This is a genomic window from Streptomyces sp. NPDC034099, assembly GCF_055575415.1.
In genome coordinates this window covers 55,373-72,819 of the sequence record NZ_JBVISR010000003.1, presented here as the reverse complement: position 1 = coordinate 72,819, position 17,447 = coordinate 55,373, and the positions used below count along the sequence as shown (strand labels likewise).

At 73.9% G+C, this 17,447-nt stretch carries 16 protein-coding genes and 1 pseudogene; 11 read left to right on the top strand and 6 right to left on the bottom strand.

The genetic code is table 11. The features are described from left to right. The first annotated feature begins 121 nt into the window (after positions 1 to 121). Positions 122 to 769 (top strand): sugar O-acetyltransferase, encoded by a 648-nt coding sequence (locus tag ACZ56V_RS09200; RefSeq protein ID WP_468940594.1) that lies wholly within the window; start codon positions 122 to 124, stop codon positions 767 to 769. A 110-nt stretch (positions 770 to 879) separates the two neighbouring features. Continuing rightward, positions 880 to 1,671: an SAM-dependent methyltransferase gene (locus ACZ56V_RS09195; protein ID WP_104632769.1), complete on the top strand. Its 792-nt coding sequence runs from the start codon at positions 880 to 882 to the stop codon at positions 1,669 to 1,671. Positions 1,672 to 1,697: 26 nt separating this feature from the next. Here ACZ56V_RS09195 and ACZ56V_RS09190 read toward each other — a convergent pair whose 3' ends face one another. After that, a complete protein-coding gene (locus ACZ56V_RS09190) occupies positions 1,698 to 1,883 on the bottom strand; it encodes a hypothetical protein (protein ID WP_059298917.1) in 186 nt (61 codons plus the stop codon). Between the two features lie 157 nt (positions 1,884 to 2,040). Here ACZ56V_RS09190 and ACZ56V_RS09185 point away from each other — a divergent pair, with 157 nt between their 5' ends. The 8 genes and pseudogenes from ACZ56V_RS09185 to ACZ56V_RS09150 all read left to right on the top strand — a co-directional run bounded on the left by ACZ56V_RS09185 (position 2,041) and on the right by ACZ56V_RS09150 (position 11,412). Then, positions 2,041 to 3,213 (top strand): spore photoproduct lyase family protein, encoded by a 1,173-nt coding sequence (locus tag ACZ56V_RS09185; protein WP_468941601.1) that lies wholly within the window; start codon positions 2,041 to 2,043, stop codon positions 3,211 to 3,213. Between the two features lie 125 nt (positions 3,214 to 3,338). After that, complete coding sequence (locus tag ACZ56V_RS09180; protein ID WP_468940590.1) at positions 3,339 to 3,920, top strand: MSMEG_1061 family FMN-dependent PPOX-type flavoprotein; 582 nt, start codon at positions 3,339 to 3,341, stop codon at positions 3,918 to 3,920. Positions 3,921 to 4,022: 102 nt separating this feature from the next. Further along, positions 4,023 to 4,886, top strand: a complete 864-nt coding sequence (cdtA, locus tag ACZ56V_RS09175; protein ID WP_467379071.1) for a siderophore ABC transporter ATP-binding protein CdtA — start codon at positions 4,023 to 4,025, stop codon at positions 4,884 to 4,886. After that, entirely contained in the window at positions 4,883 to 5,866 is a 984-nt protein-coding gene (locus ACZ56V_RS09170; RefSeq protein WP_468940587.1) for an iron-siderophore ABC transporter substrate-binding protein, read from the top strand. The genes cdtA and ACZ56V_RS09170 overlap by 4 nt, the downstream gene beginning before the upstream one ends. Positions 5,867 to 5,873: 7 nt before the next feature. Further along, positions 5,874 to 7,946 (top strand): siderophore ABC transporter permease CdtC, encoded by a 2,073-nt coding sequence (gene cdtC / locus ACZ56V_RS09165; protein ID WP_467379069.1) that lies wholly within the window; start codon positions 5,874 to 5,876, stop codon positions 7,944 to 7,946. 56 nt (positions 7,947 to 8,002) lie between these two features. Further along, positions 8,003 to 8,239: pseudogene (locus ACZ56V_RS09160) on the top strand (exonuclease domain-containing protein); the annotation flags it as partial. A gap of 210 nt (positions 8,240 to 8,449) precedes the next feature. After that, positions 8,450 to 9,787, top strand: a complete 1,338-nt coding sequence (locus ACZ56V_RS09155) for a lipase family protein (RefSeq protein WP_467379068.1) — start codon at positions 8,450 to 8,452, stop codon at positions 9,785 to 9,787. A 137-nt stretch (positions 9,788 to 9,924) separates the two neighbouring features. Further along, on the top strand, positions 9,925 to 11,412 hold the full coding sequence (locus tag ACZ56V_RS09150; RefSeq protein ID WP_398910362.1) for an MFS transporter: 1,488 nt from the start codon (positions 9,925 to 9,927) through the stop codon (positions 11,410 to 11,412). On the opposite strand, the gene ACZ56V_RS09145 is transcribed toward ACZ56V_RS09150, so the two are convergent. Continuing rightward, the gene (locus ACZ56V_RS09145) at positions 11,376 to 12,311 is read right to left on the bottom strand and encodes a DMT family transporter (RefSeq protein ID WP_398910040.1); all 936 of its coding nucleotides are present in this window, start codon (positions 12,309 to 12,311) and stop codon (positions 11,376 to 11,378) included. The genes ACZ56V_RS09150 and ACZ56V_RS09145 overlap by 37 nt on opposite strands. 215 nt (positions 12,312 to 12,526) lie before the next feature. Between ACZ56V_RS09145 and ACZ56V_RS09140 the strand changes: the two genes are divergently transcribed. Further along, positions 12,527 to 13,276 (top strand): hypothetical protein, encoded by a 750-nt coding sequence (locus ACZ56V_RS09140; RefSeq protein ID WP_398910042.1) that lies wholly within the window; start codon positions 12,527 to 12,529, stop codon positions 13,274 to 13,276. Positions 13,277 to 13,281: 5 nt separating this feature from the next. Here the strand turns inward: ACZ56V_RS09140 and ACZ56V_RS09135 are convergent, their stop codons facing one another. Genes ACZ56V_RS09135 through crtI form a run of 4 tightly spaced genes read right to left on the bottom strand, consistent with a single transcriptional unit; the run spans position 13,282 to position 17,351 of the window. After that, entirely contained in the window at positions 13,282 to 13,773 is a 492-nt protein-coding gene (locus ACZ56V_RS09135; RefSeq protein WP_398910044.1) for an MSMEG_6728 family protein, read from the bottom strand. Positions 13,774 to 13,789: 16 nt separating this feature from the next. Continuing rightward, entirely contained in the window at positions 13,790 to 14,842 is a 1,053-nt protein-coding gene (locus ACZ56V_RS09130; protein WP_467379064.1) for a DUF5914 domain-containing protein, read from the bottom strand. Continuing rightward, positions 14,839 to 15,837, bottom strand: a complete 999-nt coding sequence (locus tag ACZ56V_RS09125; RefSeq protein ID WP_467379063.1) for a phytoene/squalene synthase family protein — start codon at positions 15,835 to 15,837, stop codon at positions 14,839 to 14,841. Before ACZ56V_RS09125 ends, ACZ56V_RS09130 begins: the two co-directional genes overlap by 4 nt. Then, on the bottom strand, positions 15,834 to 17,351 hold the full coding sequence (gene crtI / locus ACZ56V_RS09120) for a phytoene desaturase family protein (RefSeq protein WP_468941598.1): 1,518 nt from the start codon (positions 17,349 to 17,351) through the stop codon (positions 15,834 to 15,836). Before crtI ends, ACZ56V_RS09125 begins: the two co-directional genes overlap by 4 nt. Positions 17,352 to 17,447 lie beyond the last annotated feature (96 nt).

Sequence of the window (17,447 nt, the reverse complement as noted above, 5' to 3'; positions counted from 1 at the left end):
GGCTAGGGGGGAGCGTGTCTGCGGTCTGACCCCCCCCCCCTTGCGGCGGGCGCCGCAAGAGCGGGGAAAAACCGTGCGGACGGCACCGGCGGCCCGCCCCGTACGGACACGAGGAGACCGCATGACCACCGATCCGCGTGAGCGCGAGGTCCGCCGCAGGATGGCGGCCCGGGAGCTGTACTCGGACGGCGGACCGGGCCTGGAGGGCCTGGCGGAGGAGCGGCTGCGCGGCAAGGAACTGGCCGACGCCTACAACCGGACCGGCGCGCGGGACGAGGAGGGCCGCCGGGCGGTCCTGAAGGAGATGCTCGCCTCGCTGGGCACGGGGGTGCGGATCGAGCCCCCGCTGCACGTGGCCTACGGCAACCGGGTGCGCCTGGGCGACGACGTGTACGCCAACTCCGGCCTCACCCTCGTCGACGACGTCGAGGTCTTCGTCGGGGACCGGGTGATGTCCGCCCCGCACGTGACCGTCAGCACCACCGGGCACCCCGTCCACCCGGAGCTGCGCGGGGACGGGTCGCAGTTCTCGGCGCCGGTGCGCATCGAGGACGACGTGTGGATCGGGGCCGACGCGCTGCTCATGCCGGGGGTGACCGTCGGCCGGGGCTCGGTGGTCGGCGCGGGCAGTGTGGTGACGGCCCACGTGCCGCCGATGACGGTCGTCGCCGGGACTCCGGCCCGGGTGTTGCGCGAGATCACCGACGCCGACCGCGCGTGGGCCCACCGTCCGCCCCGCACCCTGGGCCGCCCCGGTCGGGACGGGTGACCAGGTGACCCGCAACTTCCGCGGCCCGTCCGGCACATGACGCGGCTCCACCGCAGTACGATGATCCAGAACTGCGGCGGAGCGTCACCTCCCGGAGCACGGAGCCTGCCATGACCACGGACCACACCCAGCCTCCCCACATCGACACCGGCCGGGCCCACCCCGCGCGGGTCTACGACTGGCTGCTGGGCGGCAAGGACAACTACCCGGTCGACGAGGCGGTGGGCGAGACCCTGCCGCCCGAGGCGCGGGACGCGGCGCGGCAGAACCGCGCGTTCATGAACCGCGCGGTGGCGCACCTCGCCGCCCAGGGCATCGACCAGTTCCTGGACATCGGCACGGGCATCCCGACCGAGCCCAACCTTCACCAGATCGTCCAGCGGACGGTGCCGGCGGCCCGGGTCGTCTACGCCGACAACGACCCGATCGTGCTGCGGCACGCGGAGGCCCTGCTGGTCAGCAGCCCCGAAGGGGCCACGGACTACATCCAGGCCGACGTCCGGGAGCCCGGGGAGATCGTGCGGCACGCCCGCGGGATCCTGGACTTCGACCGGCCGATCGCGCTGTCGCTGATCGCCCTGATGCACTTCGTCCCCGACGACCAGGACGCCCACGGCATCGTCCGGGGTCTGGTCGAGACCCTCCCCCCGGGCAGCCACCTGGTCCTCTCGCACGCCGCGATCGACCTCTTCCCCGAGCTGGCGGAGCAGGTGATCGCCCAGTACGCCAAGGGCGGCATCCGTCTCGGCTTCCGCACCCGGGCGGAGGTCGCCCGCTTCTTCGACGGCCTGGAGATGGTGCCGCCCGGCCTGGTCACGGCCACCGAGTGGTACGGCGAGGGCCTGGAGCCGCCCGCGCCCGAGGAGAGCGGTATCTACGCGGGCGTGGCGCGCATCCCCTGACGGGGACGGGGGCGCGGGGCGGTGGCTCAGCGGCGGCGCCCCCGCGCCGCCCAGCCGCTGCCGATGCCGGCGACGTGCAGGGCCAGCAGGGCGAGGCCGATGAGCATGACGTTGGTGGAGGTGAAGACGTCGTTGGTCGAGACCTCCGCCGCGTTGATCAGCCAGGCGATGAGGAACAGAACCGCCGCGATGATGGCGAGCACGGTGTACATCCCTTCGGATCGGCGGCACCGGAGCGGTGCCGTGTCTCGCGTATGCCCCCGACGGGCCGCGTGACACGGCGGAGGGTGCCGGAGGCTCCGTACAGTGGAGGGACCGGACCGCGGCGACACCGCGCGGTCCCTCCCGCACCCCGCCCCGGAGCCCCCTGTGCACGACCCGTCCACCGCGCCGGACGACGGCTCCGGCACCCTGTTCGGCCTGGACGCCCTCACGCCCCGTCCGGCGCCCGCCGCCGGTCCGCTCTTCCGGGACTCCGCCGCCGCCCGCCGGCTGCTGCCGGTGCGGGAGATCCACGCCGAGCCGGCCGCGGCCGCCTCCCCGCGCGGCCGGCAGATCATCGCCCGGTTCCCCGACGCCCGCGTGGTCGAGGTGGACTCCCACTGGGGCATCCCCGGGCTGCACGGCAACGAGGGCAACGTCGAGCGCTGGGTGCGGGTCAAGGGTGAGACGCTCGTCCTGGGCGAGCGGAAGACGCTGGCCACCCGTCCCAACGGCCGCTCCGCGGACTGGATCGCACCGGGCGCCTCCAACGGCTGCGCCATGGCCTGCGCCTACTGCTACGTGCCGCGCCCCAAGGGGTACGCCAACCCCGTCACCGTCTTCACCAACGTCGACCGGATCATCGCCCACCTCGGCCGGCACATCGCCCGGCAGGGGCCCAAGCGCGAGCCGAACCAGTGCGACGCCGACGCCTGGGTCTACGACGTCGGTGAGAACGGCGACTGCTCGGTGGACGCCCTGATCTGCGACAACACCGCGGACCTGGTGCACGCCTTCCGGCAGTGGCCGACGGCCAAGGCGTCGTTCGCGACGAAGTTCGTCAATCCCGACCTGCTCGCCCTGGACCCGCGCGGCCGCACCCGGATCCGCTTCTCCCTGATGCCGCCGGACGACTCCCGGCTGCTGGACGTGCGCACCTCGCCCGTCGCCGAGCGCATCGCCGCGGCCGGCGACTTCCTGGACGCCGGCTACGAGGTGCACTTCAACCTCTCCCCCGTGGTGGTGCGGCCGGGGTGGGAGGAGGCCTGGGCGGAGCTGTTGCGGCACCTCGACGACGTCCTGCCCGACCGGGTCAGGCGACAGGCCGCCGCGGAGGTCATCATGCTGACGCACAACCGGGAGCTGCACGAGGTCAACCTGGGCTGGCATCCGCGCGCCGAGGAGGTGCTGTGGCGGCCGGAGATCCAGCAGGCCAAGCGTTCGGAGAACGGCGCGCTCAACGTGCGCTACCGGGCGGACGTCAAGGCCGGGGCGGTCGCCCGGCTCCGTGCGCTGGTCGCCGACCACGCGCCGTGGCTGCGGATCCGGTACGCCTTCTGAGGCCGACCGTGACGTCACGCGCCGCCCTTAGGTAAGGCGTACCTAAGATCAGATAAAGTTTCGTGTGCAACAACTGCCGGAAGCATCCCTTCCGGCGGTTCCGCGAGCACACTGGGGAGCCGGCCTTGCCGCACACGATGGACACGGCCGGAGACCGGCCGGACGCCGCCACCGCCACCGCCACCGCCACCGGGGAGGGCTGGGTCGAACTCGGCTCGCGCGCGCAACTGCGTGAGCTGCTGGGCGAACCCTGGCCCGTCGTCATCGACAAGGTGCACGACCGGCTCACGGACGACGACCGGGACATCCTGGCCCGCTCCCCCTTCTGCCTCCTGGCGACCTCCGACGCGGGCGGCAACTGCGACGTCTCGCCCCGCGGCGACGCTCCCGGCTTCACCCACGTCGTCGACCCCGGCACCCTCGCCCTGCCGGACCGCCCGGGCAACCGGCGCGGGGACAGCTTCCACAACATCCTCGACAATCCGCACGCCGGCCTGCTCTACCTGGTCCCCGGCGGCAAGGAGGTGCTCCGGGTCAACGGCCGGGCCCGGATCCTCACCGACGCCCCCTTCTTCGACGCGATGACGCGCGACGGACGGCGTCCGGACCTCGCGCTGGTCCTGGAGATCGACGAGATCTACCTCCACTGCCCGATGTCCCTGAACCGGGCGGGACTGTGGAAACCCCGCCCGCCGAAGGCGAGTTGATCCCTTCTCCCGACCGGGAACACGGGAGCGGGACGGTTGCCGCGGATCCGGTGCGGCCCCCGCCCCTACCAGCACTTCTTAGGTTAGGCTAACCTTCACCGCGTGAGATCAGGTGAAGACGCAGCCGGTACCCCGCGCCTGCGCGGCCATGACCTGTCGGCGACGGGCGTGACCGTCGCGTACGACGGTGTCGACGTCGTGCACGACGCCGCGGTCAGGCTCAGGCCCGGCGAAGTGACCGTCCTGGTGGGTCCCAACGGCAGCGGGAAGTCGACGCTGCTGCGGACCGTCGCCCGGCTGCAGCGGGCCCGCGGTGCCACGCTCAGTCTGGACGGCACCACCGACGGACTGGCGCTGACCTCCCGTGAGTTCTCGCGGTACGTCGCGCTGCTGACGCAGGGCCGGCCGACGCCCGGCGGGCTGACCGTGCGGGACGTCGTCGAGTTCGGCCGCTATCCGTACCGGGGCCGCTGGGGGCGGCCCGATCCGGACGGCCCGGCCGCCGTCGACCGGGCGCTCGCGCTCACCGGCGTCGACGGCCTCGCCGACCGCGGTGCCGACCACCTCTCCGGCGGGCAGCTGCAGCGGGTGTGGCTCGCGAGCTGCCTCGCCCAGGAGACCGGCGTACTGCTCCTGGACGAACCCACGACCTACCTCGACCTGCGCTACCAGGTCGAACTCCTCGACCTCGTCCGCGACCTGGCGGACGACCACGGCATCGCCGTCGGTGTCGTCCTGCACGACCTCGACCAGGCGGCCGCCGTCGCCGACCGGATCACGCTCCTCGAAGCGGGCCGGATCGTCGCCGACGGCCCGCCCGAGGAGGTGCTGACGCCGGAGCGGCTGACCGCCGTCTACGGCATCCGGATCGACGTCGACACCGACCCCCTGACCGGCCGGCTGCGCACCCGCCCGATCGGCCGCCACCACATACGAACCCCCGAAAGGCTCGGCACCACCTCATGAGACGCCTCCTGCTCACCGCGGCCGCCACCACCGCCGCGGCGCTCGCCCTCGCCGCCTGCGGCACCACCGAACCCGCCGCCGACAAGACGGAGAAGAAGGCCTCCGAGGCGATCACGCTCAAGGACGGCAAGGGCACCGAGGTGAAGCTCGACGGGCCGGCCACCAAGGTCGTCGCCACCGAGTGGAACGTCGTCGAGAGCCTCGTCTCGCTGGGGGTCGACCCGGTCGGCGTCGCGGACGTCAAGGGGTACAAGACCTGGGACAGCGCCGTCCCCCTCAAGAACGAGCCCAAGGACATCGGCACCCGCGGCGAGCCGAGCATGGACACCGTCGCCTCCCTCGCCCCCGACCTCATCGTCGCCACCACGGACCTCACCCCGGCCGCCGTGAAGCAGCTGCGCGAGGTCGCCCCGGTGATCGAGGTGACGTCCGCCGACGGCACCGGTCAGATCGACCAGATGCTGGAGAACGTCGACCTCATCGCCAAGGCCACCGGCACCTCGGACAAGGCGAAGACCGTCCGCGCGGACTTCGAGGCCAAGGTCGCCGAGGGCAAGAAGGCCCTGGCCGACGCGGGAGCGGCGGGCGAGAACTTCGCCTTCGCCGACGGCTACGTGGCCTCCAGCCAGGTCTCGATCCGCCCCTACACCGCGACCTCGCTGATCGGTGAGGTGAACGAGGCCATCGGTCTGAAGAACGCCTGGGCCGTGAAGGGTGACGCCGCCTACGGCCTCGGCACCACCGACGTCGAGGGCCTGACCAAGCTGCCGAAGGACACCCGGTTCGCCTACATCGGCAACGACGACGACCCGAGCGCCACCCCGTTCAGCGGTGAGCTGGCCAAGAACTCGGTGTGGAAGTCCCTGCCGTTCGTGAAGGCCGGTGACGTGCACCGCCTCGACGACGGCATCTGGATGTTCGGCGGTCCCGGGTCGATGGAGGCGTACATCGACTCCGTCGTCGCCGCCCTGACGAAGTAGCGGAGCCATGGCCGTCACCGCAACCGAACCCACCGCGGCCCGTCCGACGACGGTCCCCACCTCCCGGTCGGGCGCGGCCGCGGTGACGGCCGGAATCGTCCTGCTGGTCGCCGTGCTCGCCGTCGTCGACATCACACAGGGCACCGCCGCCGTCGGGCCTTCCGAGGTCCTCAAGGCCCTGACCGGGCAGGCCGATCCGGACGACGCGTCCGTCGTCGTCGCCTCCCGGCTGCCCCGGATGACCGCGGGGCTCCTGGTCGGCGCCGTCCTGGGCACGGCGGGTGCCGTGCTCCAGGCGGTCAGCCGCAATGTGCTGGCCTCTCCCGACACCCTCGCGGTGAACGCCGGTTCCTACCTCGCGCTGGGGCTGGCCGGTGCCACGGGCGTCTCGCTGCCGATGCTCGCCTCCTCCGGCGTCGCCTTCGTGGGCGGCCTGGCGGCGGCCGCGGTCGTGCTCGGGCTCTCCGGCCTCGGCACGGGCACCGTCCGCCTCGTACTGGCGGGCACCGCGCTGATGCTGGGCCTGAACTCCATGACGGAGGGACTGCTGCTGCTCTTCCCGGAGCAGACCGAGGGCCTCTACGCGTGGAACCAGGGCAGCATCGCCCAGAACGGCTTTGACGGCGTCCTGCAGATGCTGCCGATCGCCCTGATCGGGCTGGCCGGGCTGATGCTGACGGCCCGCCGGGTGGACGCGCTGGCCCTCGGCGACGACGCGGCGCGCGGTCTCGGCGTCCCGGTCCGGTCCACCCGCGTCACGGTCGTCGTGCTCGCGGCGCTGCTGTCCGCCGCCGCGGTCACCCTCGCCGGGCCCATCGGCTTCGTCGGCCTGTGCGCGCCCGCCCTGGTGCGCCCGCTCGCCCGCCGGTTCCGCGGCTTCGCCCGCTCCCGTACGGCGATGCCCGCGGCGGCCCTCACCGGCGCGGCCCTGGTGCTGGGTTCGGACGTGCTGCTGCGGGCCCTGGTCGCGGACGACCGCGCGGTGTCCGTGCCCACGGGTGTGGTCACCAGCCTGGTCGGCGCGGTGTTCCTGGTCGCCATGGCGCTGCGGGTGCGGGACACCGCCGGGGCCGGGGCGCCCGACCGGCTGCGGATCCCGAGCCGCGCGGTGTTCCTGGCCACGGTCGCCGTCCTGGTCGTGGCCCTGGTGGGGCTCGTGATCGCCGCGGTGCTGGTGGGCGACACCAAGCTGCTCCTCGGTGACGTCGTCAACTGGGCCCAGGGCCGGGCCGGGCGGGCCGTCTCCTTCGTGCTGGACACGCGGGTGCCGCGGGTGCTCGCCGCGCTGGGCGCGGGCGCGGCGCTCGCCCTGGCCGGCACGCTCGTGCAGGCCGTCACCCGCAATCCGCTCGCCGAGCCGAACGTCCTCGGTGTGACCGGCGGTGGCGCGCTGGGTGCGGTGATCCTGGTGACCACCGTGCCGGCCGCCGGGACGTGGGGCGTGGCGGGAGCCGCGTTCGCGGGGTCCGCCGTCACCGCCGTCCTGGTCTTCGGGCTCGCCGCCCGGGGCGGTTTCCGGCAGAACCGGCTGGTGCTCGTCGGCATCGGCGTGGCCTCCGGGACAGCGGCGCTGATCAGCCTGCTGATCGTGCTCACCGACCCGTTCAACGCCACCAAGGCGCTGACCTGGCTGTCGGGTTCGACCTACGGGCGGACCATGCCGGACGTCGTGCCGGTCGCGCTGGCGCTGGTCGTCGGCATCGGTGTGGCGGTCGCCCGGCGCACCGAGCTGGACCTGATCTCGCTGGACGAGGACACACCGCGGCTGCTCGGCCTGCGGCTGGCTCCGGGGCGTCTCGGGTTCCTGGTGCTGAGCGTCGTCCTCAGCGCGACCGCCGTGGCCTGCGCGGGCACCATCGGGTTCGTCGGGCTGGTCGCCCCGCACGCGGCCCGCGCCCTGGTGGGCCGGCGGCACGTGCGGGTCGTGCCGGTCGCGGTCCTCCTCGGCGCCACGCTCGTCTGCGCCGCCGACCTGCTCGGCCGCACGGTCATCGCCCCGGCCCAGCTCGGAGCGGGGCTCATGACGGCGGTGATCGGAACGCCGTACTTCCTGTATCTGCTGGTACGGAGCCGCCGCTAGGCAGTGCGGGGCGAATCCGGGTGCCGGTGGGCCGGGTGCCCCCGCACGGTGCCGTCATGGACCGGCGCGCCGCGGACGGGGGCCACGCGGGCCTGCTGAACGTCGTCGACCTCGAAGCCGCCTGCTGGGACGGGCAGCCGCCGCCCGGCGCGGTGAGCGAGATCATCGAGATCGGGCTCGCCGTGGTCGACCTCGACGCCGGGGAGCGGGCGGCCCGGCACCGGTTCCTGGTGCGGCCCGCCCGCTCCCGGGTCAGCGCGTTCTGCACGGAGCTGACCGGTATCAACATCGCCGCGCTGGTGCTCCAGCCATGCCGGCCGGGGCGCCTGGCCCGGCTCTTGTTAGACGCGACGTCAAGTTACTGAACCGTAATGAGTCAGGCGCTACCACTGGTAACCCCTGTCCGGTTACGGTCCCGTAGCCCCACAGGAGCAGCGCGACCACGGCCCTGACCCCACGGGACCGCGGACGACCGGATCCGGCCCTTCCCCAGGAGGTTCGCCATGCCCCCACGTCCCCGCATGCTCGCCGCGGCGATCGCCGCCGCCCTCGCCCTCGGTGCCCAGGCCGTCCCGGCCGCCGCGGCCGACGGCCCGGCCGGCGCCTCGACGACCACGACGTCCCGCGGCGTCGAGATACCGGCCTTCTACACACCGCCGTCCGAACTCCCCGGCGCCGACGGCGCGCTGATCCGCAGCGAGCCGCTCCCCCTGGCCCTGAGCCTGCCGGGCATCGACGGCCCGCTCCCCGGCCGGGCGACCCGGCTCATGTACAAGTCCACCGACGCGAACGGCGAGGCGGTCGCCGTGACCGGCGCCTACATCGAACCGGCCGCGAAGTGGCGCGGCGACGGACCCCGCCCCCTGGTCGCCGTGGCGCCGGGCACCATGGGGCAGGGCGACCAGTGCGCCGCCTCGATGGCCCTGGAGCACCCGTTGCGGCTCAACGGGCAGACGGTCTCGGTCGGTTACGAGGACCTGTCGGTCTACCGGCTGCTGCTGCGCGGCGTCGCCGTCGTCGTCACCGACTACGTGGGCCTGGGCACCACCGACCGGCTCCACACCTACGTCAACCGGGTCGACGGTGCCCACGCCGTACTGGACGCCGTACGCGCCGCGCGCTCCCTCGACTCGGCGTCCGTCACCTCCGGGTCCCGCGTGGGTCTGTTCGGGTACAGCCAGGGCGGCGGTGCCACGGCGGCCGCGGCCGAGCTCCAGCCCTCCTACGCCCCCGACGTCCAGCTGTCCGGCACCTATGCCGGTGCCCCGCCCGCCGACCTCACCGAGGTGACGAAGGCCATCGACGGCAGCGACCTCGCGGGCGCGCTGGGCTGGTCGCTCAACGGCTTCCTGCAGACCGAACCGGCCCTGCGGCCCATCGCCGACCGGTACATCAACGAGGCCGGCCAGGAGGCGCTCAAGGACCTGTCGACCATGTGCGTGGGCGACGCGCTCTTCGGATACGGCGGCGACAGCAGCACCGGCTGGACGAAGACCGGGCAGTCCATCAGCGACGTCATCCGCGCCGAACCCGCCCTCCAGAGCTTCCTCGCCGAGCAGCGCATCGGCTCGCTCAGGCCCGGCAGCCCGGTCCGGGTGGCCACGGGCGTCAGCGACGACCTGGTCCCCCACGGCCAGGCCCGGCGACTGGCCGCCGACTGGTGCGCCAAGGGCGGGAAGGTGACCTACGTCCCCGTACTGCTGCCGGGCGTGGGCAGCGGTCTGCTCAACCACTTCGGCCCGCTGCTCACCGATCAGGGCAACGCCCTGTCCTGGCTCACCGACCGGCTCTCCGGCGAGCCCGCGGGCTCCAACTGCTGGAGCATGCCCGCCCAGCCCTGAGCCGTTCCTCCGGCATGCGCCGCTCCTCGGTTGCGGCACAGAATTCGCTCAGGCGAATCGTGGCGGAGCGACAGAGAGGCAGCGGCGTGGTGGACGCGAAGCCCGACGGCGGGTCCGGCCCCCCGCGCGGGGCGAAGATGCCGAGCACGGTCGCGCATCTGCCGCGGCAGGTGCGCGAGGAGCTGGCCCGCCGGCTCCGCCGCACCAGGCGGGCCTTTCGCGAGGAGGACGTCCAGGTCGTCGAGGCACCGCTGCTCAAGCGCGCGGTCGGGGCCTCGGCGCTCGGGAACTGCATGGAGTGGTTCGACTTCGGCGTCTACAGCTACCTGGCCGCCACCATCGGGAAGGTGTTCTTCCCCGGCGCCTCCCCGGCCGCCCAGGTCGTCTCCTCCTTCGCCACCTTCGCCGCGGCCTTCGTCGTACGCCCGCTCGGCGGTCTGGTCTTCGGACCGCTCGGGGACCGTGTCGGCCGGCAGAAGGTGCTCGCCACCACCATGATCATGATGGCCCTCGGCACCTTCTCCATCGGCCTGATCCCCAGCTTCGCCACCATCGGCATCGCCGCCCCGGTCCTGCTGCTGCTCGCCCGGATGGTCCAGGGCTTCTCCACGGGCGGCGAGTACGGCGGCGCCACCACCTTCGTCGCCGAGTACTCACCCGACCGGCGGCGCGGCTTCCTCTCCAGCTGGCTCGACTTCGGCACCTTCGTCGGCTACGCCCTGGGCTCGGCGCTGGTCACGCTCCTGAACCTGTCGCTGACCGACGCCCAGATGCTCGCGTGGGGCTGGCGGCTGCCGTTCCTGATCGCCGGTCCGCTCGGCGTCATCGGCCTGTACATGCGGCTCAAGCTGGAGGAGTCGCCCGCCTTCCAGCAGCAGTTGGACGAGCACGAGAAGGGGCTGGCCCAGGAGTCGGCGGGCAGCGAGTTCAAGACCATCGTGCGCGAGCACTGGCGCCCGCTGCTGATCTGCATGGGCCTGGTGCTGCTCTACAACGTCACCAACTACATGGTGACCGGCTATCTGCCGACGTACCAGACGGAGACCCTGAACCGCTCCAGCGGTTTCGCGGACGTGCTGGTGCTGATCGGCATGGTGTGGATCGTGCTGCTGATCACCTTCCTCGGCCGGCTCAGCGACCACGTCGGCCGCCGTCCGCTCTACGCCACCGGGGCGGCGGCGATGATCGTCCTCGCCGTCCCGGCCTTCCTGCTGCTGAAGGCGGACGGGGTCTGGGCGCCGGTCGCCGGGGTCCTGCTGCTGTCCACCCTGCTGGCCTGCTTCGCCGCGCCCAGCGCCGCGACCCTGCCGGCACTGTTCCCGACCGCGGTGCGCTACGCCGCCATGGCCATCGGCTTCAACTTCGCCGTCGCGGCCTTCGGCGGCACCACACCGCTGGTCGCGGAGGCGCTGGTGAGCATCAGCGGCGACGACCTGATGCCCGCCTACTACCTGATGGTCGCGGGCGCCATCGGCCTGGTGGCCGTGCGGTTCCTGCCCGAGAGCGCCCAGGTGCCGCTGCGCGGCTCGCAGCCCATGGTCGGCTCCCGGCGGGAACAGCGCGAACTCATCACCACCTCGAAGGACCTCTACAGCTTCTCCAAGGACCGCTCGGGCGCCCTCTGACTGCCGGCCGCGGACCGCCGTCCGCGCGCGAACGGGACGGCGCCCGATCCCGCGGCGACCCCGGCGAAGACCAGGGTGCTGCCCACGGCCTGGGCGGCGCCGAAGGAGCCGGTGCCGACGAGCGGTGCCGTGCAGGCGGCGGCGACCGGGATCAGCCCGGAGAACAGGGTGGCGCGCTCGGCCCCGATCCGCTGCATGCCCATGTACCAGCACACGAACCCGACGACGGTGACCACCACCGCCTGCCACAGCAGCGCCCCCGCCTCCACCGCGTCCGGCCGGCGCAGCCACCCGGCCCCGTCGGCCAGGACACCCGCCACCGCCGACTCGGCTGCCGCCATGCCGCACACCACGGTGGACAGCAGTCGCGGGCCCAGCGGCCGCAGTACGGGCACGGCCAGGACCGCGAAGCCGACCTCCCCGGCCAGCGCGCACACCGAGAAGGCGAGGCCCGCGCCGTCGGTGCGTCCCCAGCCCTGGACCGTGAAGGCCCCCACGGCCACGGACAACGCCCCGTACAGGACGGCCCGTCGCGGACGGCGCCCCGCCAGGAGGGGGACGAGGACGGCGACCACCACGGGCGCGCAGCCCACGAGGACGCCGGGTACCGCGGGCTCCGCCGTGCGTTCCGCGGCGAGGACGGCCAGGTTGAAGCCGACCATGCCCACGGCCGCGAGCAGCGCGAGTCGCAGCCACCGGCCGGCGCCGAGCGCCCGCAGCCGGGCCGTCGCGCCGGGCCCGGCCAGCGGGACGAGCAGCAGGAAGGCCAGTCCGTAGCGCAGGAACTGGCCGCCCGCGTACGGATAGTCGCCCAGCAGGCTGTTGGCGGTGAAGGATCCTCCGACGAGGACACAGGCGAATGCGGCGAGCAGGGCCCCGCGCGTGGTGGTGGCGTTCATGGCGACGACGCTAGAGAGCGCGGCGGTCCGCCACGGGGTCCACTTCGCGTGCGCCGTCGGGGACCAATCGGCGCCGGGACCGCTCACACACTCCTCACGGGTTCTCCCTCGTGTGCATGTCTCGGGGATCGGGGGTAGTCGGAGGGTCCCGGTGTCAACACATCGGTGAATCAACGGATTTGACGGCAATGACCGGACAAGGGAAAGGACTGCCAGTGCGCACCAGCAAAGTGGCGACCGCTGTGGCGGCCGCGAGCGTCTCCGTCGCGTTACTGACCGGCTGCGGCGGCGATTCGGGTGACGAGGGCAAGCCGTTCGAGGGGCAGAGCGCCGACGACATCGCCGCGAAGGCCGTCGAGGCCACCCGGCAGGCGAAGTCCATGCACGTGAAGGGCGACACCCGGCTGGAGGACGGCAGCACCGTCGCCATCGACGTCTCGGTCGACCAGGAGAAGAACTGCCAGGGCACCATCGGCGCCGGCGGGGCCCGGGCGGACGTACGGCACACCGAGGCGACCCTCTACCTGCGCGGTGACGAGCAGTACTGGCAGACCGCCCTGAAGCAGCAGCCCGACGCGGCTCAGAAGATGGCGCCGAAGCTCCGGGACAAGTGGGTGAAGATGCCGGCGAACGACGCCACGACCGCCGGGGTCTGCGACAAGCAGGGCTTCATCGCCGCCATGGACGAGGACGAGTCGGAGCGCCGGGGCATGAAGCGCGGCTCCACGACGGAGGTGAACGGCGAGGAGGCCCTGGAGCTGACCAAGGACGCCTCCGGCGGCGAGAAGCTCACCCTCTACGTCGCCACCGAGGGCGAGCCGTACATCCTGAAGACCACCACCGAGGGCGGCAAGAACCCCGGCAGCGTCACGTTCAGCGAGTACGGCGAGACGGTGAACCCCGAACAGCCCCCGGCCGGCGAGACGGTCGACATGAAGGAACTCGCGGGCGAGCAGCAGACCTGACCGTCCTAGGCGCCGGCGCTCCCCGCCTCCCCGCGCTCCCGGTCCGAACCGGGCCACACATAGGGCAGGTCGTCCGGGACCCCGGGGAACAGCTCGGCGTACACCGCGGGGTCCTTGCGCACCAGGGCCGAGCGGTGGCTGCGGTGGAAGGCCTCGTCGCCCAGCCAGGGCGGCAGTTCCCCGGCGGCCGCCAGTTCCCGCTGGTCGCGCACCGGCTCGCCCGGACGCACCTCGGCGAGCCCGGCGACGAGTGAGGCCGCGCAGCTGTCCTGGTGCCCGTGCTCGCGCCAGACCCGGCAGACGTCGAGGCCGTAGCGGACGAGTGCCTCCTCGTATCCCGTCCACATCCGCACCGCCGGGTGGTGGCGCCAGCCGTATCCGGGGACGGTGAGCCCGCGCAGCACCTGGAGCGCCTCCACGCGCTGTTTGCCGAGGCGGCGCCGGTCCAGCGCCAGTGCCGAGTCCCGGAAACCGGGGTGGGGGAGGAAGGTCTGCATCGCGGTGCCGCTCCGTTCAGCCGGGGAACCGGCCGCGGGCGCGCAGGTGTCCGCGGCGTTCGGCGTAGGCGAGGTCGTCGCGCCACAGGCGGCCCGCGGCGGCCCGCATCAGCGGGCGCAGGGCCGGTGCCAGGCGGCGGGCCAGGGGGAAGCCGGGCCGGTCCGAGGTGGCGAGCACCGCCTCGACGACCGCGGTGCGCGGCCGGCCGCTGCCGTCCGGTCCGAGCGGCGTGGCGTGGCTCTCCACGACGGACCCCGTGCCCTCGCCGTCGGTGATGCGCATGACGACGGTGCGGGGTCCGGGCGCGGTGAACTCGGCGCGTACGGGGACGACCAGGCGACCGGCCATCCGGAAGGACACGTCCACGACGAAGCGGTCGTCGGCCACGTGGCCGTCACCGTCCCCCGCACCGGCCCCGCCGTCGCGCGGCGTCCCACCGGGCGCCTGGACGACGGTGAGGTCCACGAAGGAGTACGGGTGGAACCATGCTCCGTGCCAGGGGTCGAGCCGGTTGGCGACTACGTCCTCGGGTTCGCAGGTCCCCGCCCCGCGCCACACGGACGTCAGGGCCGTCGCCCGGGGCGGCCGGGCGGGCACGAAGGGCGCCGGGGTCGGGGGCTCCTCCCCCACGGTGTCCAGCCGTACCCACACCAGTACGCCGTCGTCGTGCACCGGCAGCGGCTCCCAGCCCGCGAACGGGGCGCCGTCCAGGGCGAGTCCGTGCCAGTGGCACACGAGCGTGCCGCACCGCACGGGGCTGTCGGCCAGCGGGGCGCCGAGGTGAGGGCAGGCGCCGGGCCCGCCCACCAGGCGCCCCCGCGCGTCCCGCCAGACGACGACCTCCTCGCCGGCGACGGTGCCGGACAGCGGGCGCGTGGGGCGTACCTCGGTGCTCGCGCCTAGGACGTACCAGTTGCCGGAGGGGCGTGCCAGGGCGCGTTGGAGGGCGCCCGCGATGACGGCGGGGCGTGCCTCGCGCCAGGTCGGCCGCTGGTGCTGCCAGGGGACCGCGTGGCGCCGCAGCCGCAGGGGGAGGCGTCCCCGGCGCGGGCGGGGGTCCGTGCTCATCCGGGCTCCTTCGCGTCGAGGGCGCCGCCGCGGGGCAACGGCGCGTACGTGGGGGCGCGACGGGCGCGGAGCCGGGCGGACAGGACCCGTGCCAGTCCGTCGGCCGCGACGGCCGCGCGGCGACGGCGGGAGACCACCGCGCGCCGGTGCAGCACCGCGTACCCGCCCTCCGCGACGGCGTCGAGGATGTTCCGGTAGAGCAGGTACGCGGTGCGGATGCAGGGCCGTGCGACGGGGTCGAGCATGGCGAGGCCGGGCTCGGCCTCGCGGTAGACGCCCCGGGTGAGGTCCTCGGCGGCCCGCAGCGCGGCGGTGATGCGCCCGTCGTGTCGGCCGGTGTGCCTGCTCCAGAGCAGCAGGTCGCGGTGGACGCCGTGCGCGGCCAGCAGGTCGGCGGGGAGGTAGATCCTGCCCCGGTCCAGGTCCTCGCCGACGTCCCGCAGGAAGTTGGTCAGCTGGAAGGCGACGCCCAGCGCGGCGGCGTGCGGGGCGGCCAGGGCGCGGGCGGTCACGGTGCCGAGGACGGGCAGCATCTGGAGGCCGATGACGGCGGCCGAGCCGTGCATGTAGGCGCGCAGGTCGGCGTAGGTGGCGTAGTCGGTGACGGTGAGGTCGGCGCGCATCGAGGCCATGAAGTCGGTGAAGTGCGCCGGTTCGATGGCGTACCGGTCGGCGGTGTCGGCCAGGGCGAGCACCACGGGTTCGGCGGTCGGCCGGCGGCCGGTGAGCGCCCGCCGCAGCAGTCCGTCGAGGCGGGTGAGGGCGGCGGCGCGCTCGTCCGGCGTGGTGCCGGCCCCGGTGTCGTCGACGATGTCGTCCGCCCACCGCGCGAAGCCGTACAGCGCGTGCACGGCCGGTCTGCGGTCGGCCGGCAGCAGGCGGGTGGCCAGGAAGTAGGTGCGTCCGTGGCGGGCGTTGAGGAGCCGGCACCGGGTGTAGGCGGCGCGCAACTCCGGGTCGGTGATGCCGGCGGCGTCGAGTTCGCGCCGCGTCATCGGTGCCCGCCCCGGGCCGCCGCGGGGCCAGTCCGCGGTCCGGTGATGCGGGCGGCGGCCAGCTTCCCGGAGAGAAGTACCGTCGGTACGCCGACGCCCGGGGTGGTCCCGCAGCCCGCGAGGACGGCGTTGTCGGTGCCGCGCACCAGGTTGCGGGGGCGGAACGGCCCGGTCTGCGCGAAGGTGTGGGCCACCGAGAACGGGGTGCCCGCGGCGTGCCCCTGTGCGGTCCAGTCGGCGGGTGTCACCAGGCACTCCTCCTCGACCGCGGCGGCGATCCCGGTCAGCCCCCGGCGTTCCAGGGTGGCGAGCAGACGGTCGCGGTAGCGGGGCGCGAGGTCGCTCCAGGCGCGGGCGCCGGGGCCGATGTCGGTGTTGGGGCAGGGGGCGAGAACGTAGTGGAGGTGGCGGCCCTCGGGCGCGAGGGCGGGGTCGTGGGCGGTGGGCCGGGTGATCAGCAGGGACGGGTCGGTCATGAGGGTGCCTGTCCTGGTGAGTTCGTCGAAGGTCCGTCGCCACTCGGCGCCGAAGGACAGCGTGTGGTGGGCGAGGTGCGGCCAGGTACGGGTGGTGCCGGCGTGCAGGACGACGGCGGAGGGTGCGTGCCGCAGGGCGAGGGGGCGGCGTGGGCGGCGGCCGAGGAGCCGGTGGGCGACGGGCAGGTCGGGGGTGAGGACGAGGGCGTCGCAGGGGACGCGCTCGTGGTCCGTGACGACCGCGGTGACGCGGGTGCCGGACCGTTCCAGGCGGGTGACGTCCCGGCCGAGGCGCAGGTCGGCCCCGGCGGCGACGGCCGCGTCGGCCATGGCGCGGGGCAGGGCGTGCATGCCGCCGCGCGGGAAGTAGACGCCGGCGACGGTGTCCATGTAGGCGATGACGGCGTAGGCGGCCAGCGCGCGGGACGGCGCGACACCGGCGTACAGGGCCTGGAAGGAGAAGACCCGCTGGAGCCGTTCGTCCGTCAGGAACCGGCCGACGCGGGCGTCCAGGCGGCCGAAGCCGCCGAGGGCGGCGAGCCTGGCCAGGTCGGGGGTGAGCAGGCCGAGCGGCGAGTCGAAGTTGGCGTCGATGAACCGGCGCAGCTGCACGGCGTACAGCCGGCCGAGCCAGTCGCGCAGCCGCCGGTACCCGGCCGCCTCCCGGGCCCCGGCGAACCGTTCGACCTCCGCCTCCATCGCGTCGGCGTCCGTGTGCACGTCCAGGGCGGTGCCGTCGGCGAAGCAGGCGCGGTAGGCGGGGTGCAGGGGCAGGAGTTCGACGCGGTCGCGCAGCCGCTCGCCGACGGCCGCGAAGGCCTCGTCGGCCAGGTCCGGCATGGTCAGCACGGTCGGGCCGGTGTCGAGGTGGTAGCCGCCGAGTTCACGCCGCCCGGCCCGGCCGCCGGGCAGCGGTTCGCGTTCCACGACGGTCACCCGGCGTCCCGCGCCCAGCAGGTGCAGGGCTGCGGACAGCCCGGCGAGTCCGGCCCCGACGACCACGACGTGGTCGGTGCGCCCGGGCACCGTCCGCGTCACCGCGCGCCCCGGCCCGTGGGCGGCCGGTCCGGCCGGTGGTCGCCGTGGTCGGCCGTGCTGGGGCACATCGCGGGTCCTCTCGTGCGGTCGGCGTCA